We start from the raw sequence: 22,610 nt of genomic DNA on the forward strand, positions 1-22,610 counted from the left end.
TTCTATCTCATAGTATTAGTTATAGAACACTTTAAAACTGTTAAATGTCTTCTTTTTTAATCAATTCTGTGCGAATTTCTTGTGGAGCCAATAGTCCTGAATGAACTGGATATGGTCGTTCAAGTAAGTCAAGAATGGTTTGTTGGTGTTCAGATATGCGCACATTTTCTTGACTCATATTGTAATAACGGAGGACATATCCTTCTTCATTTTCCGCCACTTTAAAGGCTGTTGGGCAAACTTGCGGCAAGCTGAGCGCCGCATGACTCAAGAGGCTACCTGTCGCTGCAACACTTCCTTCTTGTTTAGCAACCTGAAGGCTGGTAAATGGTGTTTGGAAGGCTTTGGCACGACGGAAGGCTGAGAAGCGTTCTTGTGCTTGGTGGCATTCAAGCGCAAACTCGACTTCAAACTCACGCAAACACTGAGCCTCTGGTGTCGGGAAGTACCCCCAGTCACCTAACTCACCTGAAGCACGAAGGATGGTCACTGCAATAGTATCATCGCCAAGGATTTCATACTCATGCAATCCTTTATTGGCTACCGTTACCCCTTTTTCATCGTCATACAGACTAACAAAGGCCTGTTGGTGTTGAGGATTTTCAGGATTTTCCCAAGAAGCAGCTGGTTTGTTTGGTCGTGTCACCACCTCATAGATGCTTTCAGAGTCATTGCTTGGACGCGTGTTATGAGTCTTGACCAAGAGACGGATACGGTGGTCCTTAGCAGTATTGGTAAAGCGAGTCTTGAAACGAATTTGTGGATTGTCAACAAAGACGGTCATCTCTGTTTCAAGAGGAAGGGTTGTCAACTCTTCTGAGCGCCCAGCTTCACGCGTCATAAACTCGATGATGCCTCTTTGTTCCGCATCCAGTTTTTCGTCTGCACTTACTGGAATTGTCAATTCATGCTTGAGCAAGATCTTGGCAAAACGTGCTGTATTTTCCAAGACTTCACAGCCTTTCAGCTCTGCATAGATAGGCTCTGTTCCTTTTGGTTGGAAATAGATGTACTCATTTCCGATGTCCCCACGGTCTTCAAAGCGAATAACATCTTCATAAGCTTCATGAGTTGTCTTGTCGTAGACTGTGATATTTTCATCCACACTTACTGTTACAAATGGCGTATCAATCACTCCATTTTGGTAAATACCGTCACGGTGTTCTTGTTCTCCCTCAAGCAATTGGAAGGTTGTCCAAGAAAGTGGTGCTAGATGAACAGGCACTGTCACGCGCACTTGTCGAGCGATACGAGCTTGACGGAACTTGTCTTTTGGCAAATCATACTCAAAATTAGCTCCCAAATCTTCGATTTTCGCTTCTACAGCATGTCCTTCCAAGTCTTCGACACGGTAGCTTGGTAAGGTCAAGGCTGCCATTTTCTTATAACCTTCTGTTGGGTGCAATTCCTTGAAATCACAAGTCGCCACATCAATCACTGTGCTGACAGTATCGACCTTGTCATGCAAGCCAGTGTTGATGACCGTAAAGAGATGGTCGCTTTGAGCTTCCTGTGTTGCAATTTTACCCTTCCACTCATTGAGAAGGTTAGTTTTCACAAAGTTTCCGACTTGGTTAACCTTGGCAAAGCGTGTCTCCATCTCGCGGTGAACTTCGTCCACGCTACAGCCACAGATACTATCATGGGGCGCATTTTGTAGAAGGACTTTCCAAGCATAGGTCAACTGGTCCTTGTGGTTATGTCCGCCAGTGATGACAGTCAATGGTTCCACTACTTGCTCCAGCAAGTTACTGTTCTCTTGGAAGGCTTGTTTGAGGTAAATCCGTGAAGAAGAAGTGTTGGCAAGTGTGTACCAACCGTCTGTTTCTTGACTGGTCAACTCGCCTGTAACCGTTGATAGTTGCTCCGGCAGAGCACTTTCTACTGCGTGGATATAGTCATCAAAGGAACTATGCACAAAGGTCACATCTGGGAAGAGTTCATTTGCCACACGAATGGCCTCACTCAGATTTCGCTGTACAGGCTGGTGGTCACATCCGTTCATCATCAACCATTGGTTGGTTGAAGCGTAGTCACGCACGTCTGCCAGTTTTTGTTTCCAGAAGGTCAAGGCTTCGTCTTTATCCACTGGAATTTCATTCCCATTACTGTACCAGTTGGCAAAGAGGATACCAAGGACACGACTTCCGTCTGCACCCTGCCAGTACATTTCTGAAAACTGGGAAGTAAACTGCTCATCTTCGAGGACTTGGTTGTCAAAGCCAATCGGCTTGACACCACGGCCAAAGGCTGCCACGTGAATGCCTGATTTTTGAAGGATTTGAGGAGCTTGTCCCATATTTCCAAAGGTATCTGGGAAGTAACCAATCTGGGTTGATTTGCCCCATTTTGCACATTCTGCTTGACCAATCAAGGTATTGCGGACGTTGGCTTCACTTGAAATCAAGTAGTCATCCTGCAAGATGTAAAAGGGACCAATTTTGAGCTTGCCTTCGTCGATGTAACGTTGGACTTTGTCGCGATTTTCAGGGCGAATTTCCAAATAGTCATCGAGGACAATGGTTTGTCCATCTAAGTGGAAACTCTTGAACTCAGGGTCATTTTCAAAGAGATCAAAAAGATTGTCAAACAATTCCACCAGCTGCATACGGTGGCTTTCAAAAGGCAAGTACCACTCACGGTCCCAGTGACTGTGTGAGATAATATGAACTACAACATTTTCCATGAAGTAAAACCTCATTCTAAATTTAAATTTTTATTTCTATCTAACTAAAGAACTGACTAGCGAATATCTAGATAATCCAAGACCAATTCACAGAACATCATGTTGGCCCAGGAGAACCATTCACGTGAGTAAAGCGTTGGGTCATCCACGTGGAAGCTTTCGTGCATAACACCTGTACCCCCATCGCAGGCAACGAGCTGATCGAGCAAGAATTTCTTCTCTGCCTTATCTCTTGTTGTCAAGCCTTGGATAGAGAGGGCAATCGGCCAGATATAGCGATAGAAGGTATGGGAGCTTCCGAGACCACTAGCATATTCACCTTGGTAGAAATACGGATTTTCAGGGCTTAGAATGGTGCGACGAGTTGCTTGATACACTTCATCGTTGACATCGCAGTAGCCCAGATAAGGTGCCGCCAGCAGACTCGGTACATTTGGATCATCCATGATGCTAGCATTTCCTAGACCATCCACTTCAAAGGCGTAAATCTTTTCGTCCTTACTATTGGTGGTGTAGGCGTAGTTTTCGATACCTTCTTGGATCTCTGCTTGCAGACGTTTAGCGTCTGCCACGATGTTTTGGCTATCAGCTAGGTCTAGTTCTGCAAAGATTTCTTGCACATAATCCAAGACGACTACGGCAAACATGTTGGACGGAATCAAATAGCTATACTGACAGCAGTCATCACTCGGACGAAAAGCTGACCAGGTCATACCTGTCACTGCAAAGTCAGGTCCAAAGCCATCATTTACCAAAGTATCTTCTTTTCGATCTGTGTCGCGGACAAAACGATAAGGTGAATTGTTGTGGTCTTGCTCCACTGTCCAAAGATGAAGAATTTCCTTGGTCGCTACGACAAAAGTCTCATCAAACTGACTGGTCTCGCCAGTTTCTTTCCAGAGGAGATAAGCCAGCTGCAAAGGATAGCAAAGCGAGTCCACCTCATACTTGCGTTCCCAAATCCAGCCATTAAGGTCTGTGTGGTCGGTCTCATGGTGACCCTTCCAGTTCTCCTCAATGTTAAAGGAGTTGGCATACGGATCCTTGAGAATCAAGGCCATCTGACGCTTAACCAAACCTGCAATGGTCTGACGCAAGAGAGGATCTCTTTTAGCCACATGAAGATAGGGTCTGAGTTGGGCTGTCGAATCCCGAAGCCACATCGCAGGAATATCACCAGTCAAGACAAAAGTTGAACCATCTTCTAGGATTTCAACCGTATTGTCCAAGGTATCGGTATAGCAACGCTCGAAAACATCCACCCACTCTGGATGGTCCTTAGCCCGTTCTGCTACTTCATCTAGCCATTCTCTAACAATTTCTTTTGAATAAATCATCGTGCAGTATCCTCTTTCAAACAAGTTTCATGTTCAGTATATAGTTTTTGAGACAGAAAATACATACACAAATGATAGTCATTTTTCTACAAAATTGCTTACTTTCGAACTCCATATCTAAAGACTCTCTTTTTCTGATATAATGTAGAAAAACAGCTAAAGGAAAGACTATGAAACCACTAATTGAAACCATCGATACCCGCTTTGGTACTGCTAGCAAGCATGCCTTTTCTCGGGGAAATACCCTGCCTTACACAGGCGTTCCTTTTGGGATGAATTACTTTGTTCCCCAGACCAGTGACCAGGAGGGAGCTTGGTTTTTCGATCCGCATCTGCCCATCTTTCAGGGGATTCGATTAACCCACCAGCCCAGTCCTTGGATTGGGGACTACTCTTGGCTCCTTCTGACACCTGTTACAGGCCAACTGGGCGGAGACAGCCTCTTTCACCGCCAGTCTTCTTATGATAGGGATGAGGCCTCTTTCCAACCTCATTATCTGAAGATTTTCTCCCTGCGCTATCAGATTGAAACCCAGCTCACACCTACTTGCTATGGCGCTTCTATTCGTTTGGAGCAAAAGCAAGGCAAAGCCCTCTCCCTCTATCTTCACGCAGCAGATGAACTGACAGTCGAGCAAGTAGATAAGCGAACTCTTTCCCTACGACAAGAAGGCAAAACTGAAACCAACAAAAATCCGCTAAAACTATTCACAGTTCTGCAAATGAATACGGATATTCTTGCTGTCAGCCAAGAAGGGGGAGACTGGCGAATTGACTTAGCAAGCAGTCATGCTGAAATCCAGCTAGCAACTTCTTTCATCTCGCCTTCTCAAGCTCTGCTTAATCTACCTCAAAAGGACTTTGATAGCTGTAAAGCAAGTGCGAAAGCGGACTGGGAAAATCTCCTCCATCGTTTTGATGTGCTGGAGACAGGAGAGGCTGACCGAACCTTCTTTGACCACTGCCTCTACAGACTCTTCCTCTTCCCACAGACATTTTATGAGGTGAACGAGTCAGGGCAGGCCATCCACATGGATTTGTCTACTGGTACTGTCAAGCACGGTGTCCTCTTTAGCAACAATGGTTTCTGGGATACCTTCCGGACTACATTTCCCCTCTTTGCCCTTGTCATACCAGAGCATTATCGTCTCTTTTTAGAAGGCTTTCTCAATAGCTACTGGGATACCAGTTTCCTTCCAAAGTGGCTAGCTCCAGATGAACGTGGCATGATGCCCGGTACCCTACTAGATGGCATTATCGCAGACAGCGCCTGCAAGGAAATGGCTCCCGATTTAGAGAAAGAACTCCTTCAAGCTATGCTTGAAACAGCCACTAAGTCTGACCCTCTCGGTATCAATGGTCGTCACGGACTAGCCCAATACCAAGAGCTGGGCTATCTCTCTACCGACCACCACGAAAGCGTCAGCCATACCCTAGACTACGCCTATAGTGACTTTTGTATCGCTAGCTGTGCCGAGAATCTTGGTCAGAATGACATCGCTGAGACTTATAAGGTTGCGTCACAAAATTACCGCCATCTATTTGACGCTGAGACAGGTTACATGCGAGCGCGAGACAGTCAAGGCAACTTCCGCCCTGACTTCTCTCCTTATGGTTGGGGACGCGACTACGCCGAATGCTCTGCCATTCAAGCGACTTTAGGTGTCCTACACGACATCCCAGGTTTGTGTCAACTCATGGGCGGAAAAGAAGCCTTTAGCCGCTACCTTTTGAAAACCTGTCAGGATGGTCCTCTCTTTGAGACAACTGGCTATGGTTACGAGATTCATGAAATGAGCGAGATGGCTACCGCTCCTTTTGGGCAAATCGCTATTTCCAACCAACCTAGCTTCCACATTCCTTATCTCTTCCGTTACAGTAACTATCCTGAATACACTAGCCTTCTCATCAAGACGCTACGTCAGAAGGCCTTCAAACCAAGCTGGCAAGCCTACCCTGGCGATGAGGACAATGGCAGCCTCTCCGCCTGGTATATCTGGTCAGCTCTTGGATTCTACCCGACCTGCCCAGGAAAACCAAGTTACGACCTCGGAATCCCCCTCTTTGATCATCTCCGTGTCTACCTAGCTAAGGAAAATAAATGGTTAGATATCCATGCTGAGCAAAACTACAGTCATTTTAACTTTGTCAAAGAGTGTCGATTGGACAAGACCCCTGTATCTAGCATCCAACACCAAGACCTCTTGAAAGCTGAGCAACTGACCTTCACCCTCAGCTGGCTACCAAATCACTCATAACCAAAAGAACCTTTGCATCGCGCAAAGGTTCTTCTTTTATGAAACTTGGACTTGAAGTTGATCCACAAGCTGACCACCCACCGTTAGGTTCAGATAGAAATCCAAGGTTTTATCTCCTGCAAAATACAAGGTTGGAAGCGTCAGCCTTTTTTCAGTCTCGCCAGCTTGAAACGCAAGGACATGAATCTCGTCCTGATAAGCGACACCATGGACACCCGTCCCTGGTTGAATCGAAATCTTAGCTTCTAAAGAACCACTAGATTCTCTGCGCTTAACTGTAAAATGGGCATTTTCTCCCTTGATTACAGCTAGACTTTTTTCTGAAAACTCTAGTTGCTGAATAGCTTCTTTTTTTGAGAGTTTAGGAGTTTTGTAGAGTGAAATCTTGGTCAACAAAGGCAAAGCCTGTGATTCTGTAATGACTACACGTATCTTCTGTGCCTCTACCACGGGACCTCGCAAAAGGCGTTTATAACCCACTGTAAAGCCGGATCCAAACTCCTGCCAGACACCATCCAACTCTACCTGCACATGGAAAGCAGCGATGCGTTGCCCTAGCTTCAACTCTTCCCTCAACTCGATCACATCAAAAGTTTTAGATTCCCCTAAATCAATCTCTAACTGAATTGGCAGTTCTGCATCACTTGCCCAAGAGCTGGTCTCTAGTTCATCTGTCAGATGATGACAGGCAAAGTCTGGTGATAGAGCAGGACCAGATACCTTGGCTCCCAGAGCCAAATCTTCTTTATAGAGCTCGTCACGGTAGGCTCTAAATTCATAAAGTCGCTGGATATCCCTTTCATCAAAGAGACCATCTTGGTTCGGTGGGATATTAAGCAAGAGTGGAGTTCCCCGCCCCACTGAGTGAAAGTAGATTTCGACCAATTCCTCGAGAGACTTGGGATCCTGATCCTCATGGTAAAACCAACCCGGTCGAAGAGATACATCTGCCTCACCGATTGAAAACAACGTACCCGAAGAATCTCCGTGCTGTAGATAATCTAATGCAGCCTCTGTCCCCAACTGGTCAGGCTTGACTTTTTGCCACAAGGGATCCCCTGCATAGCCCCGTTCATTGCCGATCCAGCGGATACTAGTTCCCTCTGTTGAGAATATCAAGCAATCCCCTTGTAGGTCATGAATAGTCTCAAACCAGGTCTCAAACTCATAGTTGACCTGCTGGGCCCCTTCCCCTCTGGCACCATCCATCCAAACCTCAGCAAACTTACCAGCATTCCCATAGTCAGGATTTGATAAAATTTCCCTCAGCTGAGCCAGATAATAGGCATTGTAGTCTGCTTCTCGATCCACATGATAGAGGGGACTATGGGCATCCCAAGGAGATAAATAAACTCCCATATCCATGTCAAACTCAGTTGCAGCTCGGGATACTTCGAGGAGCAAGTCCCCTTTTCCATCTCGCCAAGGACTAGCCTTTACTGAATAATCTGTATGGGCTGTCGGGTAGAGCACAAAACCATCGTGGTGCTTAACCACCAAAATCACCTTTTTAAAACCTGTTTCTTTGAGTACCCGAACCCACTTCCGCGCATCCAACTTGGTCGGGTTAAAGCGCTCAGGCTCCTCCTGACCTGTCCCCCATTCCTGGTCATAAAAGGTATTGGGGCCAAAATGGATGAAAGCAGCTAGTTCATCTCCCAGATAAGCTAGCTGGGCTTGACTTGGTAATGGTCCATGTGGTTTTATTTTCGTCATCATCTCATGCTTCTTTCACTGATTATTTCTCTTGTTCCCAAAGTTATCCACAGATTGTGGATAAGAAAACATGCTAAAAACTAGCTTTTACAGAATCCAGCTCTTATACTTTGAACCTGTCACTCTCAGGCAGACCTGCTCAAATCCCCACTACAATAGGATTTCTACTAGAAGGCTAGCCAGTTACTAGTTTCTGGTACTATTATCAAGATCCCTCTAGGATATTAGCTGAGTGTCCTGCTCTAGCCAGACTTATCCACAACTTGTGAATAAAGCATTCTTCCTAGTTGTTACCTCGTTGACTATAACAAAAAATATATGTACCGTCAATAAGACAAGGCTGTCTCCCTAAATACTCAGAAAAGATTCTATAATTTGTACAATATACATTTAAAGTGACCTAGAGGAAAAACTTTTCTGATAGATTTCATATAATTTTCTAAGCAACTTTCAGTCACAGTTCCTCTCAATTTCTCATCAGAGCTGAATTAGAATCTGGACATTTCTTCTTAAAATGTTAAATTTAGCATAATTTTTTTAAAAAATATTATATTCTTTTTAGTAGAACTTTATACATTTATTTCCTGTAATCCCTTTTGCTATCGTATAATAACATAAAATACTACTAAAACCTTATTTTGTCCAAATTTTTAATCATTTTTTACTATTGACACGCCTCTGAGAATGTGATATAACGTAAATGTAAGCGGTACCAAAAAGGTGCCACCGTAAAAATTAAGGAGGAAAACACATGTCTTCACATCCAATTCAGGTATTCTCAGAAATTGGGAAACTGAAAAAAGTTATGTTGCACCGTCCAGGCAAAGAGTTGGAAAACTTGTTGCCGGACTATCTCGAAAGGCTTCTTTTTGATGACATTCCATTCTTGGAAGATGCTCAAAAAGAACATGACGCATTTGCTCAAGCTCTTCGTGATGAAGGAATTGAGGTCCTTTACCTAGAGCAATTGGCTGCTGAATCATTGACTTCCCCAGAAATCCGCGATCAATTTATCGAGGAATATTTAGACGAAGCCAACATCCGTGGCCGTCAAACCAAGGCAGCTATTCGTGAATTGCTTCGCGGTATTAAGGACAACCAAGAATTGGTTGAAAAAACTATGGCTGGTGTTCAGAAAGTTGAATTGCCAGAAATTCCTGAAGAAGCAAAAGGCTTAACTGACTTGGTTGAGTCAGACTATCCATTTGCTATCGACCCAATGCCAAACCTCTACTTCACTCGCGACCCATTTGCAACCATTGGTAATGCCGTATCGCTTAACCACATGTATGCAGATACTCGTAACCGTGAAACTCTTTATGGTAAATACATTTTCAAACACCATCCAATCTATGGTGGAAAAGTGGAGTTGGTTTATAACCGTGAAGAAGATACACGTATTGAAGGTGGAGATGAGTTAGTTCTTTCTAAAGATGTATTAGCAGTTGGTATTTCTCAACGTACAGACGCAGCTTCGATTGAAAAACTCTTGGTGAACATCTTCAAGAAAAATATTGGCTTCAAGAAAGTATTGGCATTTGAATTTGCTAACAACCGTAAATTCATGCACTTGGATACTGTCTTTACCATGGTTGACTATGACAAGTTCACAATTCACCCAGAAATCGAAGGCGATCTTCGTGTCTACTCTGTCACTTATGAAGATGAAAAACTCAAGATTGTTGAAGAAAAAGGTGACTTAGCTGAACTTCTTGCGAAGAACCTCGGCATAGAAAAAGTTCATTTGATCCGTTGCGGTGGTGGCAATATCGTAGCAGCTGCGCGTGAACAATGGAATGATGGCTCCAACACTTTGACCATCGCACCTGGTGTAGTCGTCGTTTATGCCCGCAATACCATTACCAACAGGATCCTAGAAGAATACGGGCTTCGCTTGATTAAGATCCGCGGAAGTGAATTGGTTCGGGGCCGTGGTGGACCTCGTTGTATGTCTATGCCATTTGAACGCGAAGAAGTATAATCGCTGTTTAGTATTTGTCAATAAAAAATGTAAAAAATAGAAAGAGGAAATAATAGAATGACACATTCAGTATTCCAAGGACGCAGCTTCTTAGCAGAAAAAGACTTTACTCGCGCAGAGTTAGAATACCTTATCGGTCTTTCAGCTCACTTGAAGGATTTGAAAAAACGCAATATCCAACACCACTACCTTGCTGGTAAAAATATCGCCCTCTTGTTTGAAAAAACTTCTACTCGTACACGTGCAGCCTTTACAACTGCAGCTATTGACCTTGGTGCTCATCCAGAATACCTCGGAGCAAATGACATTCAGTTAGGTAAAAAAGAATCTACTGAAGATACTGCAAAAGTTTTGGGTCGTATGTTTGACGGGATTGAATTCCGTGGTTTCAGCCAACGTATGGTTGAAGAATTGGCAGAATTCTCAGGTGTTCCAGTATGGAACGGTCTAACTGACGAATGGCACCCAACTCAAATGCTCGCTGACTACTTGACTGTTCAAGAAAACTTCGGTCGCTTGGAAGGCTTGACATTGGTATACTGTGGTGATGGACGTAACAACGTTGCCAATAGCTTGCTTGTAACAGGAGCCATCCTTGGTGTCAATGTTCACATCTTCTCACCAAAAGAACTCTTCCCAGAAAAAGAAATTGTTGAATTGGCAGAAGGATTTGCTAAAGAAAGTGGTGCACATATTCTCATCACTGAAGATGCTGACGAAGCAGTTAAAGGCGCAGACGTTCTTTACACAGACGTTTGGGTATCAATGGGTGAAGAAGACAAATTCGCAGAACGCGTTGCACTTTTGAAACCTTACCAAGTCAATATGGACTTAGTGAAAAAAGCAGATAACGAAAACTTGATCTTCTTGCACTGTTTACCAGCATTCCACGACACTCACACTGTCTATGGTAAAGATGTTGCTGAGAAATTTGGTGTAGAAGAAATGGAAGTAACAGACGAAGTCTTCCGTAGCAAGTATGCTCGTCACTTTGACCAAGCAGAAAACCGCATGCACACTATCAAAGCTGTTATGGCTGCTACTCTTGGAAATCTCTACATTCCTAAAGTATAAAACTTACTCGTATACACAACACAGGGGTTGAGACGAAAGCTATGATAGCTTATCAGTTCTAGCGAAAGAAAGCACGGATTCTTTTTGACAGATTTGCCACCTTACTCTTGTCATCTTCCTGCTTCCTAGTCTCATTCTGATAAACGTCGGCTATGCGTTCAGCCCCTTTTGGTTCGTAGTAATGACTAATTTATCCTTTAAAAGACGCTACCTCCACTTCATATTTTATCATTATACCTGCCTGTAACTCTTGGAGTTCTGTCAGGTTTACCATATTAAAGAAAGGAGAGCTCATGTCTCATAGAAAAATCGTCGTTGCTTTAGGCGGAAATGCCATCCTCTCCACTGACCCATCTGCCCAAGCTCAACAAGCTGCTCTGGTAGAAACAGCTCGTCACCTGGTCAAGTTGATTCAAAACGGAGATGAACTGATCATCACTCACGGAAATGGTCCTCAGGTTGGCAATCTCTTGCTTCAACACTTGATGGCAGATTCGGAAAAAAACCCTGCCTTCCCCCTTGATTCTTTGGTTGCCATGACCGAGGGTAGTATCGGTTTTTGGCTACAATGTGCTCTTGATAACGCATTGTTCGATGTAGGACTTGATAAAAATGTCGCTTCTGTTGTTACCCAAGTTATAGTAGACAAAGAAGACCCTGCCTTTATCAATCCCACTAAACCAATCGGTCCATTCTACTCAGAAGAGGATGCCAAAGCTGAGAGCGAAAAAACAGGGGCAACCTTCAAAGAAGATGCCGGTCGTGGCTGGCGTAAAGTAGTGGCTTCACCAAAACCAATCGACATTAAAGAAATCAACAGCATCCGCACCTTGCTCGATAATGGTCAAGTTGTCATCGCAGCAGGTGGAGGTGGTATCCCTGTTGTTAAAAATGAAAACGGTTACTTACGTGGGGTCGAAGCCGTTATTGATAAAGACTTTGCGTCTCAACGACTAGCAGAACTCGTCGAAGCTGATCTCTTTATCGTCCTTACTAGCGTAGACTATGTTTATGTCAACTACAATAAACCAGACCAAGAAAAACTTGAACACGTTACTGTCAGTCAACTAAAAGAATACATCAAACAAGGACAATTCGCGCCGGGTAGCATGCTACCCAAGGTCGAAGCTGCTATCGATTTTGTAACCAACCGCCCAGAAGGCAAGGCTGTTATCACTTCCCTCAGCAATCTAGGCGCCTTGATCGAGTCCGAAAGCGGAACAATTATTGTTAAAGACTAGCCATTTTAACCCAAGTACAAGCTCTAACTAGGAGTACTCAGGTAAACCAACATCATTCGTTTTTATACTTTGTGGCATAGTTTAGGAGGAAAAACAAATGAGTGAAAAAACAAAAAAAAGGTTCCAAATGCCTTCATCTTACACTGTTTTGATCATTATTATTGCTATCATGGCAATCTTGACTTGGATCATTCCAGCAGGTAAGTATGACACGAACGAAGCAGGTGGCCTCATTGCAGGTACCTATCAAACTGTTGACTCTAATCCCCAAGGGATTTACGATATTCTAATGGCTCCGATTCGGGCGATGCTCGGTCACGAACCAACTAAAGCCGCTATTGACGTAGCCTTCTTCATCCTCATGGTTGGGGGATTTCTCGGCGTTGTCAATGCGACAGGCACATTAGATGTTGGTATTGCCTCTATTGTTAAAAAATATAAGGGTCGCGAAAAAATGCTGATCCTCATCCTCATGCCCCTCTTTGCACTTGGAGGAACAACTTATGGTATGGGTGAAGAAACCATGGCATTTTATCCACTCCTTGTCCCTGTTATGATGGCTGTTGGTTTTGATAGTATTACTGCCGTTGCCATCATCCTACTCGGTTCACAAGTCGGCTGTCTCGCCTCTACTCTCAATCCTTTTGCTACTGTTATCGCCTCTGATACCGCAGGTGTGTCATCTATGGACGGGGTTATCCTTCGTATCATCTTCTGGTTTGTTATGACAGGTATTAGTACTTACTTTGTCTACCGCTATGCAGAAAAGATTCAAAAGGATCCCACAAAATCACTTGTCTACTCTCAACGTGAAGAAGACCTTAAACACTTCAATGTCACTGATAACGAAAATGCTCCATCTGTCTTGAACAAGAAACAAAAACATGTTCTTGCCTTGTTCATCTTGACTTTCATCATCATGATCGCCAGCTTTATCCCTTGGGTAGACTTGCACATCACTCTATTTGAAGACTTCAAGAATTGGTTGATTGGTCTCCCTGTTATCGGTGGAGCTATCGGTTCATCTGCTCTACCATTCGGTAGCTGGTACTTCCCAGAAGGTGCGATGCTCTTTGCTGTGATGGGTATTCTTATTGGTGTTGTTTACGGCCTTAAGGAAAGCAAGATTATCTCTACTTTTATGGCTGGTGCAGCAGATCTTCTCACCGTAGCCTTGATTTGTGCAGTGGCTCGTGGTATCCAAGTTATCATGAACGACGGTATGATTACTGCAACTATTCTACACTGGGGTGAAGTCGGACTTCAAGGTCTCTCTTCTCAAGTCTTCATCGTTTTGACTTACCTCTTCTACCTTCCTATGTCATTCCTTATCCCATCTTCATCTGGACTTGCTAGTGCTACAATGGGAATCATGGCACCACTTGGTGAGTTCGTTAACGTAAAACCTAGTCTCATCATCACTGCCTATCAATCTGCATCTGGTGTACTAAACCTTGTCGCTCCAACTTCTGGTATCGTTATGGGGGCTCTCGCGCTCGGCCGTATCAGTCTAGGAACTTGGTGGAAATTTGTTACGAAACTCATTGTCGTTATTGTCATTGTGAGCATACTTCTTCTTATCCTAGGTACCTTCCTTCCATTCCTTTAGAACAAAGTGTGAGGTAAAACGAATGACCGTCTACATCACTGACTCCATTAAACAGAGCTTTATACAGAGTCTAAAGACTCTCATCTCCTACCCATCTGTCCTCCACGAAGGGGAAAATGGGACACCTTTTGGACAAGCTATTCAAGACGTTCTAGAAAAGACGCTGGAAATCTGCCGTGAACTTGGCTTTAAAACTTATATTGATCCCAAGGGCTATTATGGTTATGCAGAGGTTGGTGAGGGAGAACTCCTTGCCATCCTCTGCCACTTGGATGTTGTGCCTGCAGGAGATTTGTCAGATTGGCAATCTCCTCCATTTGAAGCAACTATCAGAGAAGGCAAACTCTATGGACGAGGGGCACAAGACGACAAAGGTCCTTCACTGGCAGCTCTCTACGCAGTGAAAAGCTTGCTGGACCAAGGCATCCAATTTAAGAAGCGCGTGCGTTTTATCTTTGGTACGGATGAAGAAACTCTTTGGAGATGTATGGCACGCTACAACGCCCTCGAAGAACAAGCCAGCATGGGATTTGCACCGGATTCGTCATTTCCTTTGACATACGCTGAAAAGGGGCTCCTTCAAGTCAAGCTTCATGGCCCCGGTTCTGATCATCTCAAGCTTGATGTCGGAGGTGCCTTTAATGTCGTACCAGACAAGGCAAATTATCAAGGTCCTCTTTATGAAGCGGTTTGTAAAGGGTTGAAGGAAGCAAATTTTGATCACCAAACCACAGACCAAACCGTGACCGTACTCGGGGTACCTAAACATGCCAAAGATGCTAGTCAAGGTGTCAATGCAGTCATTCGACTTGCTAGTATACTCGCACCTCTCCAATCCCACCCTGCCCTCCATTTTCTAGCCGACAAAGCAGGGCAAGATGGTAAAGGGCTTGGAATCTTTGGAGAGGTTACTGATGAACCGTCTGGTTCCCTTTCCTTTAATGTCGCGGGCTTGACTATCAATCCCGATCACTCCGAGATTCGAATCGATATACGCATACCTGTACTAGCAGATAAGGAGAAACTGGTGGCACAGCTCACTCAGTGCGCCAAAGACTATCAACTTGACTACCAAGAATTTGACTATCTAGCACCCCTCTATGTCGCAAGAGATAGCCAACTTGTTACTACCCTTATGCAAGTCTACCAAGAAAAAACCGGAGATAAAACTACTCCTCTCTCATCAGGTGGTGCTACCTTTGCCCGCACCATGCCAAACTGTGTAGCCTTTGGCGCTCTTTTCCCAGGAGCACAACAAACTGAACATCAGGCAAATGAAGCAGCTGTCCTAGACGATCTTTATCGCGCTATGGACATCTACGCAGAGGCGGTTTACCGTCTCGCAACCTAACCAGATAAAGGTTTCTACCAAAAAATCCCGCAGATTCGCGGGATTTTTCTCTTGCATCAATGCGCCAACATTTCTTGGGCGATTTCTTGACCAGATAGCTTATCTGGATAGTAGGTTGGCCAGTTGTCCATCTCTTCAAAGAGGGCTTCTTGGCTGGTGCCCCCAAAGAAGATATGGAAATGTTCTGCCTTGACTGGGGCGATATTGTGGTCACTAAACTGAACATACTTGAACTGTCCAGCATCAGCATCTGTCGCTTCAAAGAGGAAGCGCACACCACGATTGCCTTTCTTATAAGTCAAGATTTTCTTGCCGACATACTTGTAGGTGAATTTCTTGCTTTGGCCACCTTGAACAAATTCCATAGTGTTATCAGTAATGTTGATCTTGGTCACATCTGTCTGATAACCTTTTCTATAGTAGGCCTTGTACTCATCCTTGGTCATCTTACCAGTCAACTTAGCCTTGTAATCAAAGACTTGATCAAAAGTTCCGTCCTCAAGGAAAGGATAGACAGACTGCCAGTTGCCAGCATAGTCACTCAAGCTACGGTCCTTGACATCTGCATCCTCAAAGTAACCATTTTGAACTGTCTTGGTATTTTCTTCCTTCTCTGGCTCAATTTCTGGTCCTTCTTGGTCTGTTGTCTGCTTCAAAGCCTTGAGGTTTTTCTCCATCACGGAGATATAGTCCTCACCAGCCTTGGTTGCTTCTTCTGTCAGACTTTCCAGCGGATTGAGCACATCTAGTTTGACACCTGTTTCTTTTGAGAGGGTATTTGCGAGGGCTTGTGAGGCATTTTCTTCAAAGTAGATATAAGAAATCTTGTTTTTCTTGATATACTCTGTCAATTCTGCCAAACGTGCTGCCGATGGTTCTGCATCTGGTGAGAGACCTGAGATGGATACTTGCTTGAGACCGTAGTCCAAAGCCAAGTATCGGAAGGCTGCGTGCTGGGTTACAAAGCTCTTTTGTTTGGCTTGAGACAAGCCATCTGTATAAGCCTTATCCAAGGCTTGCAATTTTTTGATATAGGTAGCCGCATTCTTCTCAAAAGTCTCTTTTTTATCAGGATAATCTGCTGACAAGCTGTCACGGATATGTTCTACTAGTTTAATGGCACGAACTGGTGATAACCAAACATGGGGATCGTAGTCGTGATGGTGACCCTCACCGCCATGATCATGCCCTTCCTCTTCTTCCTCACCACCTGGCAAGAGGAGCATATCACCTGTCGCCTTGATGGTTTTCACCTTTTTCTTATCCAAAGTATCTAGCAATTTAGGAACCCAAGTTTCCATATTCTCGTTTTCATAGACGAAGGTATCTGCGTCTTGGATTTTGGCAACTGCCTTGGCAGATGGCTCATAGTCGTGGGGTTCTGTCCCAGCGCCGATTAAGAGTTCTACATTAGCAGTATCTCCCGCGACTTGCTTGGTAAATTCGTAGACAGGGTAAAAGGTTGTCACGATATTTAGCTTCCCATCTGCCTGTTTTTGATTGGAACAAGCCACTAAAAACAGGGTACATAGACTAGCTAGTAGTAAGCTAAGTTTTTCATTTTATTCTCCTATTTGATAAAACGTTTCAATAGACTGACTAACAAAAAGACAGCTACAAAGATAATGGTGATACTAGCGCTAGCAGGTGTTTCTGCATAGTAGGAAATATAAAGTCCCGCTACCATTCCCAAAAAGCCAATACCGCTAGCTAGCAACATAACGGATTTGAAGTTTTTCCCCAGACGAAGGGCAATACTAGCTGGCAAGACCATAATGGTTGATACCAACAGAGCTCCTGCTGCTGGAATCATAAGGGCAATGGCCACCCCTGTCACCATGTTAAAGAGGATAGACATGGTTCGCACTGGAAGTCCATCTACAAAAGCCGTATCCTCATCAAAGGTTAGGATGTACATAGGACGTAAGAACAAGAAAGTCAAGAGCAAAACGACTGCCGCAATGGCAAAGAGGAAAATGACCTGCTCCTGGCTGATGGTCACAATCGAACCAAAGAGATATTGATCCAGACTCATAGAACTCGAACTTTTCCCCTTACTCATCACAATAAGAGACACTGCAAGTCCTGTCGACATGAGGATGGCAGTCCCGATTTCCATAAAGTTCTTGTAAACCGTACGGAGATACTCCAAAAAGACCGCTGCGATCAAGACAATAACAATAGTAGAAATAGTTGGAGAAATTCCCAAAACCAGACCAAAAGCTACACCAGATAGCGACACGTGACTAAGTGTATCACTCATGAGACTTTGACGACGTAAGATAAGGAAGGTCCCAAGGACTGGAGAAAAGAGACTCATGGCAATGACAGCCAAGAAGGCCCGCTGCATGAAGTCATAAGATAGTAAACTAAGCATGATCCACCTCCTGGTCACTCTCGTGAACGTTGAAACAACGCCACGGTGAGTCTTGGTTACGCACTAGGTGAATATTGCGGTCTGCGTATGCCTTGACCTCCTCAGGGTCATGCGTAATCATCAAAACGGCCTTTCCATGATGGTGAGCACTGTGGTGCATAAGTTCGTAAAATTCATTTTTGCTCCCTGCATCCATCCCTGTCGTCGGCTCATCCAAGACAAAGATATCTGGGTCAGAAGCAAACATCCGTGCAATAACAGCTCTTTGTTTTTGCCCTCCAGAGAGGGAGCCAATTCGTTTGTCACGGTGTTCCCACATACCAACTGAGTCTAGACTGGCCTTGATATGCTCCTCATCGTGGGCATTCAAACGACGGAACCAGCCCTTTCGCGGATAACGACCCGACTTGACAAATTCGTAAACCGTACTTGGAAAACCAGCATTAAAACTAGCAATCTGCTGGGGAAGATAAGCTATCCTAAGCTTTTTACCATGAGTGTTTGTCTTTGAGATGGTTACCTTGCCAAATCTTGGCTGCAAGATACCTAGACTAGCCTTAATAAGCGTTGTCTTGGCAGCTCCATTTTCACCAGTCAGGGTGACAAACTCCCCACTATCAACACTGTAGTTGATGTGCTCGAGGACAGGTTCTTTATCATAATAGAAAGACAAGTCCTCTACTGTAATATACCGCATTATTTGATTTCTCCTACTAAAGCAGTTAAAAACCGCTGGATGACTTCTTGTTCATTTGGAGTAAACTGATTTGCTACTTGTTCATAGGCTGAGAGCGTGTGCTCATGATGATGGTGGTGTTCCTCTGCCACTGGTCGAGCCAGCTCTGTCAGTCGATAAAAGATCACACGCGCGTCCTTGGGATCTCTAGATGTCTCTAACATGCCCTCTTTGACTAAAGACTTGATAGCCTTGGTCACTGCCGCCTGACTGACATTGAGGCGACGGGCCAACTCTGAATTGGTTAGGGATTCTTCTGATAAGAGCATGAGGATGTGTTCCTGAGTATTGGTCAAGGCTACGTCACTCGTGCAATGCCCGATTAGAATTTCATGCTGGTTCTCAGATCTCAAGATCACCTCGTTTAAAAAGTTATCGATTTCCTGTGCAAGCTGTCTCATGTGTTACTCCTTCCCAAGCTATCTTTTCGTAATAAACATAGATAGCCACCGATTCTTTACTGGTTAATTATATCATAAACCAAAAAAGAGTCAAGGGAAAAAGGCGTAAAAACGTTTCCCTAGACTCTTCTAGATATAAAATTTAACCTATTTTTGCTTTGGTTTTCGACTCGATAAGATACCTGCCAAACCAGCTACCATTCCCATCAAGAGCAAGAAGATGGACTGCTCGCTTCCTGTATTTGGGAGAGCTTTTTCTGAGACAACTGCCTTCTTGCTAAATTGACCTGCCACCTCATAAGTAAGTGGCACATTCGTAGTCGCATCGCTAGCAGCTGCATTCGTTTGAGGCGTTTCTACTGGTAGACTAAAGTTTTTAGAATCCACAGAAATTGTCCGTGAGTTCGGATTGATCTTTTCATACTGGGTCAAATCTGCTGTTTTCAGATACTCTTCAAAGGCTGCATCCATAGAAGGACCTTCTTCTCGCGCACCACCTAACATCGTGTAGCCATCGCCACCCGCAGCTAGGAAATCATTGGTTGCAAGATAGTAGGTTTTTGCGAGGTCTAGGAGATCATAACGACCAGTCGTGCGATTTTTGACCTGAATGGCCAAGACACGTTTACCTGATGGTAGGTTGGTATCATAGTAGACCTTCACACCTGAAACTTGCAAGAAGCCACCACTTGGTTCTAGCAATGGTTGTCCGTTCTCATCCAAGACCTTCTTGCCATCCTTATCGACCTGCAAGATAGATCCGAGTGACTTTTCAAACATATCCAATACTTGTTGCCCAGTCACTTGGATTTGTGAGATGGTATTCCCAAATGGAAGAACAGCAATGACATTTCCTTTAGTGATTGGTTTGCCTTTTGCAATGGTTTCACGCAAGCCACCACCATTTGTCACAGCGATGTCTGTCGGATGGCTAAATCCTGTTTGACCATACTGATAGAGAGAGTCTGCCACGACGTTTCCGAGGTTGGTTTCACGAACCCGGACATTTTCACGATCACCGTTGAGTTCTACAGGGCTGTTTGAAACGACTTCAACAGCATTTTCAGCATCGTATTTTTGTTTAATGTCTTTGACTAGTTTTTCAACTTTTGGATTGGCAGTCAATTTCTTAGCATCAGCAGCTGCAATCAACGTAGGATTGCCCAAAAGCTGACGGGATTTGTAGATAACCTTCCCAACATTATGAAGGTAGCTTCCTGTTTGGTTATAGGTAACATTGTCGCCATAAGTTGTGGAAGCTACTGTGTGAGAATGCCCATCAATAACTGTCACACGTTTGCCTTTGAGACGAGGATTTTTAGAGAGAGCTTCTGCCAAGGTTGAACCACGCCATTCGACTGGAGTTGTAGTATCTACACCCAAGTGAGCGAGCACAACATAGTGCTTGTAGTCCTTGCCTTCTGCACGAGCCTTTGCTTGAACTTCTTCGATGACCTTATTGACTTCAGAGATTGGATCTGTAAAAGTTACCCCTTTAATGTTTTTAGGATGGGTTTTTGTAGCAGTTTCAGGTGTTGTCACACCGATTACAACAAATTCATCACCTTCCACAGTCTTATCTTTATCAACGATTGTAGAAGCTTCAAAAAGACGAGCTCCATTGACATAGGTATTTGAGCTAAGTAATGGGAATTTCAAGATTTCCTTGTATTTCTTAGCTTCGTCCAAACCAAAGTCAAACTCATGATTTCCTACTGCCATGGCATCATACTGCATCTGATTGAGAATTTCAGCACGCGCTTCACCCTTAGTAGAGTTGGAAATCGGTAAACCTTGGAAAGCGTCTCCCGCATCAACAACCAGAGTATTTTGATTTGATTTCGCACGCTCCTGCTCAATAACAGTCGCTAGTTTAGCATCTCCAATTACTCCCTTTTCCTCTACAATACGACCATGGACATCATTGGTGTGTAAGATAACAGTGTCCTTTTCTTCGCTTTTAGTAGATTCAGCAGGAGCTGACGGAGCTTCTGCAGGTGCAACTGCTTCTGAAATTGCCGAAGTTTCCGGTACCGCAGGGCTCTCAACAGGAGCTGGAGTCGCCGACGTAGCGGGAGTCGCTACAACAGTTGAATTTTCTGCAGGAGTTGTTGCTTCCTCAGCATAGACTTGTCCAGCTAAAAAAGCTGGGGCTAATAGAGCTGTCGACAAGACAGGTAACAAAGAACGTTTATTCATTTTGAAATCCTTTTCTTTTCTTTTTTCCTTTATATTATACGATATTTCTGAAAAAAATGAAACTTTTGACTTTTTTTCATCTAAAATATTCGTCATTTAACCAAAAAACCTGAACCAAACAGTTCAAGTTTTTTTAATCAATTTATTGAAAATCTTTGATATTTCCATCATAGGTCGCCCAGTCCTTGCTAAAGAAGCGGTCATTCATCTTATAGTCTGGAGCTGGTTTTGGATCCGTCAAGAAGGGATTCACAACCTTATCAAAAGCCAACCAGCCCAACCAACCTAAGTGGATAGTATCCTTGATAAAGTAAGGTTCTCCTCCGTTTTTTGAAAAGTCAGCAATGTTGGTAAAGCCTTGACTTTCTAGCTGGTAACGAATTTTCTCCACTGCATGTTGATACATTTCTTCACTGAGTTCTGTGTATTCCATCCATTTCTTGTTGACGGGCTGGATAACAAAGAGCACATTGACTTTTGATTTGGCAAACTGATTGAGAACCAACTGCAAATCATTATACTCCGATGACTTTAGGAAGTTATAATTTTTTTGATACCCTTCCCATTTTTTTAAGTCTTTTTTGACCTCATACGTGTAGAAATGATTCTCCATCCCCATATCGTTATTGGTCGTATTTGCCTCTGCATCCTTACGGGCAATTTCTTCTAAAGCGTCATAAGAAAACTGATCAGGAAGATCTTTTAAATAGTTTTCTACATGTTCTTTGTACTTGAGTTTCCCCCGAATGGAAAATTGACCAAAAAGAGAGGACTGCTTTTCATTGAATCGTGCAAAGACGTTGATGATAAGTCGATCAGCATCTGACAAGTCCTCTCCTTTTGAAAGCTTTTGAAGGATCCCTTTCAATGCCACACTCGGGTTCTGCTTCAACAAACGCGTCGCAGCATGCTTAGCCGAGATGTCCCCAGATTGATTTTCCAAAAAAGCTGTCAACTGGTCGCTATTAAAGAATCTCTGAAACGCTGCGGGTTCATAATCCGTCTCTGTAAACCACTGAGGAGAGATGACAAACACCGCCTGCTTTTCCTCGATTTCTGGCAGAATCTGCTGCAAACCGAAATATTGATTAAGCGAGGCCGCTCCTGCCTGACCCATAAAGTACGGGCGATAGGGACGATTGTATTTTTCTGCTAAAACAGCTGGATGGACACTATCAAATCGAATCCATTCACTTGACCCTAGAAAAGGGACAAAACGCATATTGGGATCCGTTAGCGCCCTCACTTTTTGACTTCTCTCTTTAAAACTTTCTCTACTGATGGAAGCTGCAGAGTACTTCTCCTCCGTCAGATTATGGCTTGTTGTACTTGGATAAAAAAAGATGAGTAGAAGAACCAAAAATCCAGCGATGAAGATAGGCCCGAAGATCAGCCACAAGCGTTTAAGCATTCTTTAACTCCGCAATACCTTCTACAATTTTATTAGCTGTATTCCAGTCATCACGACCGAACTCCGTCACTGGAACACGAATGTCAAAACGGTTTTCAATCTCAACAATCAATTCAACCGTTCCCATACTATCCAAGACACCGGCATCAAAAAGATCTTCATCCATCATGTCAGAAACATCTTCCATAAACAACTCATCAATAATTTCAATAACTTCTGATTTGATATCCATT

At 43.9% G+C, this 22,610-nt stretch carries 16 protein-coding genes; 6 read left to right on the forward strand and 10 right to left on the reverse strand.

Annotation, left to right across the window (positions count from 1 at the left end):
- Positions 1-40: 40 nt before the first annotated feature.
- Together B7708_RS06680 and B7708_RS06685 are read right to left on the reverse strand one after the other, a co-directional pair.
- Positions 41-2,686 (reverse strand): alpha-mannosidase, encoded by a 2,646-nt coding sequence (locus tag B7708_RS06680; RefSeq protein WP_084974631.1) that lies wholly within the window; start codon positions 2,684-2,686, stop codon positions 41-43.
- Between the two features lie 56 nt (positions 2,687-2,742).
- Positions 2,743-4,023 carry a glycoside hydrolase family 125 protein gene (locus B7708_RS06685; protein WP_084974633.1) on the reverse strand — a complete coding sequence of 427 codons (1,281 nt, stop codon included), beginning with the start codon at positions 4,021-4,023 and terminating at the stop codon, positions 2,743-2,745.
- Positions 4,024-4,193: 170 nt separating this feature from the next.
- Between B7708_RS06685 and B7708_RS06690 the strand changes: the two genes are divergently transcribed.
- Complete coding sequence (locus B7708_RS06690; RefSeq protein ID WP_084974635.1) at positions 4,194-6,281, forward strand: GH92 family glycosyl hydrolase; 2,088 nt, start codon at positions 4,194-4,196, stop codon at positions 6,279-6,281.
- 36 nt (positions 6,282-6,317) lie between these two features.
- On the opposite strand, the gene B7708_RS06695 is transcribed toward B7708_RS06690, so the two are convergent.
- Positions 6,318-7,997 (reverse strand): alpha-L-fucosidase, encoded by a 1,680-nt coding sequence (locus tag B7708_RS06695; protein WP_084974778.1) that lies wholly within the window; start codon positions 7,995-7,997, stop codon positions 6,318-6,320.
- Between the two features lie 751 nt (positions 7,998-8,748).
- On the opposite strand from B7708_RS06695, the gene arcA reads away from it, so the two are divergent.
- The 5 genes from arcA to B7708_RS06720 all read left to right on the forward strand — a co-directional run bounded on the left by arcA (position 8,749) and on the right by B7708_RS06720 (position 15,253).
- The gene (gene arcA, locus B7708_RS06700; RefSeq protein ID WP_084974637.1) at positions 8,749-9,978 is read left to right on the forward strand and encodes an arginine deiminase; all 1,230 of its coding nucleotides are present in this window, start codon (positions 8,749-8,751) and stop codon (positions 9,976-9,978) included.
- Between the two features lie 57 nt (positions 9,979-10,035).
- Positions 10,036-11,052 carry an ornithine carbamoyltransferase gene (argF, locus tag B7708_RS06705; RefSeq protein WP_084974640.1) on the forward strand — a complete coding sequence of 339 codons (1,017 nt, stop codon included), beginning with the start codon at positions 10,036-10,038 and terminating at the stop codon, positions 11,050-11,052.
- Between the two features lie 293 nt (positions 11,053-11,345).
- Positions 11,346-12,293 carry a carbamate kinase gene (gene arcC / locus B7708_RS06710; RefSeq protein WP_084974642.1) on the forward strand — a complete coding sequence of 316 codons (948 nt, stop codon included), beginning with the start codon at positions 11,346-11,348 and terminating at the stop codon, positions 12,291-12,293.
- Between the two features lie 97 nt (positions 12,294-12,390).
- Positions 12,391-13,902 carry a YfcC family protein gene (locus B7708_RS06715; protein WP_001291839.1) on the forward strand — a complete coding sequence of 504 codons (1,512 nt, stop codon included), beginning with the start codon at positions 12,391-12,393 and terminating at the stop codon, positions 13,900-13,902.
- A 22-nt stretch (positions 13,903-13,924) separates the two neighbouring features.
- A complete protein-coding gene (locus B7708_RS06720; RefSeq protein ID WP_084974645.1) occupies positions 13,925-15,253 on the forward strand; it encodes a dipeptidase in 1,329 nt (442 codons plus the stop codon).
- 56 nt (positions 15,254-15,309) lie between these two features.
- Here B7708_RS06720 and B7708_RS06725 read toward each other — a convergent pair whose 3' ends face one another.
- From B7708_RS06725 to dltC, 7 genes are all read right to left on the reverse strand, one after another.
- Complete coding sequence (locus B7708_RS06725) at positions 15,310-16,776, reverse strand: zinc ABC transporter substrate-binding protein AdcA (protein ID WP_084974646.1); 1,467 nt, start codon at positions 16,774-16,776, stop codon at positions 15,310-15,312.
- A 47-nt stretch (positions 16,777-16,823) separates the two neighbouring features.
- Entirely contained in the window at positions 16,824-17,630 is an 807-nt protein-coding gene (locus B7708_RS06730) for a metal ABC transporter permease (RefSeq protein WP_000950035.1), read from the reverse strand.
- Positions 17,623-18,327 carry a metal ABC transporter ATP-binding protein gene (locus tag B7708_RS06735; protein ID WP_001269480.1) on the reverse strand — a complete coding sequence of 235 codons (705 nt, stop codon included), beginning with the start codon at positions 18,325-18,327 and terminating at the stop codon, positions 17,623-17,625. The genes B7708_RS06730 and B7708_RS06735 overlap by 8 nt, the downstream gene beginning before the upstream one ends.
- A complete protein-coding gene (adcR, locus tag B7708_RS06740; protein ID WP_084974648.1) occupies positions 18,327-18,767 on the reverse strand; it encodes a zinc-dependent transcriptional regulator AdcR in 441 nt (146 codons plus the stop codon). Before adcR ends, B7708_RS06735 begins: the two co-directional genes overlap by 1 nt.
- A gap of 147 nt (positions 18,768-18,914) precedes the next feature.
- Positions 18,915-20,966, reverse strand: a complete 2,052-nt coding sequence (nt5e, locus tag B7708_RS06745) for a cell surface ecto-5'-nucleotidase Nt5e (RefSeq protein ID WP_084974650.1) — start codon at positions 20,964-20,966, stop codon at positions 18,915-18,917.
- A gap of 142 nt (positions 20,967-21,108) precedes the next feature.
- Positions 21,109-22,377, reverse strand: coding sequence for a D-alanyl-lipoteichoic acid biosynthesis protein DltD (gene dltD, locus B7708_RS06750; protein ID WP_038804739.1), 1,269 nt, complete (start codon positions 22,375-22,377; stop codon positions 21,109-21,111).
- Complete coding sequence (gene dltC / locus B7708_RS06755) at positions 22,370-22,609, reverse strand: D-alanine--poly(phosphoribitol) ligase subunit DltC (RefSeq protein WP_000351970.1); 240 nt, start codon at positions 22,607-22,609, stop codon at positions 22,370-22,372. The genes dltD and dltC overlap by 8 nt, the downstream gene beginning before the upstream one ends.
- Position 22,610 lies beyond the last annotated feature (1 nt).

The sequence above is a fragment of the Streptococcus oralis subsp. dentisani genome, assembly GCF_002096615.1.
Lineage (GTDB): Bacteria > Bacillota > Bacilli > Lactobacillales > Streptococcaceae > Streptococcus > Streptococcus oralis_U.

Bases quoted from the DNA above. Each gene is read 5' to 3' on its own strand.
- dltD (WP_038804739.1), bottom strand. From the start codon at position 22,377: ATGCTTAAACGCTTGTGGCTGATCTTCGGGCCTATCTTCATCGCTGGA.
- B7708_RS06715 (WP_001291839.1), top strand. From the start codon at position 12,391: ATGAGTGAAAAAACAAAAAAAAGGTTCCAAATGCCTTCATCTTACACT.
- B7708_RS06680 (WP_084974631.1), bottom strand. From the start codon at position 2,686: ATGGAAAATGTTGTAGTTCATATTATCTCACACAGTCACTGGGACCGT.
- arcA (WP_084974637.1), top strand. From the start codon at position 8,749: ATGTCTTCACATCCAATTCAGGTATTCTCAGAAATTGGGAAACTGAAA.
- nt5e (WP_084974650.1), bottom strand. From the start codon at position 20,966: ATGAATAAACGTTCTTTGTTACCTGTCTTGTCGACAGCTCTATTAGCC.
- B7708_RS06730 (WP_000950035.1), bottom strand. From the start codon at position 17,630: ATGCTTAGTTTACTATCTTATGACTTCATGCAGCGGGCCTTCTTGGCT.
- adcR (WP_084974648.1), bottom strand. From the start codon at position 18,767: ATGAGACAGCTTGCACAGGAAATCGATAACTTTTTAAACGAGGTGATC.
- arcC (WP_084974642.1), top strand. From the start codon at position 11,346: ATGTCTCATAGAAAAATCGTCGTTGCTTTAGGCGGAAATGCCATCCTC.
- B7708_RS06695 (WP_084974778.1), bottom strand. From the start codon at position 7,997: ATGACGAAAATAAAACCACATGGACCATTACCAAGTCAAGCCCAGCTA.
- argF (WP_084974640.1), top strand. From the start codon at position 10,036: ATGACACATTCAGTATTCCAAGGACGCAGCTTCTTAGCAGAAAAAGAC.
- dltC (WP_000351970.1), bottom strand. From the start codon at position 22,609: ATGGATATCAAATCAGAAGTTATTGAAATTATTGATGAGTTGTTTATG.
- B7708_RS06690 (WP_084974635.1), top strand. From the start codon at position 4,194: ATGAAACCACTAATTGAAACCATCGATACCCGCTTTGGTACTGCTAGC.
- B7708_RS06720 (WP_084974645.1), top strand. From the start codon at position 13,925: ATGACCGTCTACATCACTGACTCCATTAAACAGAGCTTTATACAGAGT.
- B7708_RS06685 (WP_084974633.1), bottom strand. From the start codon at position 4,023: ATGATTTATTCAAAAGAAATTGTTAGAGAATGGCTAGATGAAGTAGCA.
- B7708_RS06735 (WP_001269480.1), bottom strand. From the start codon at position 18,327: ATGCGGTATATTACAGTAGAGGACTTGTCTTTCTATTATGATAAAGAA.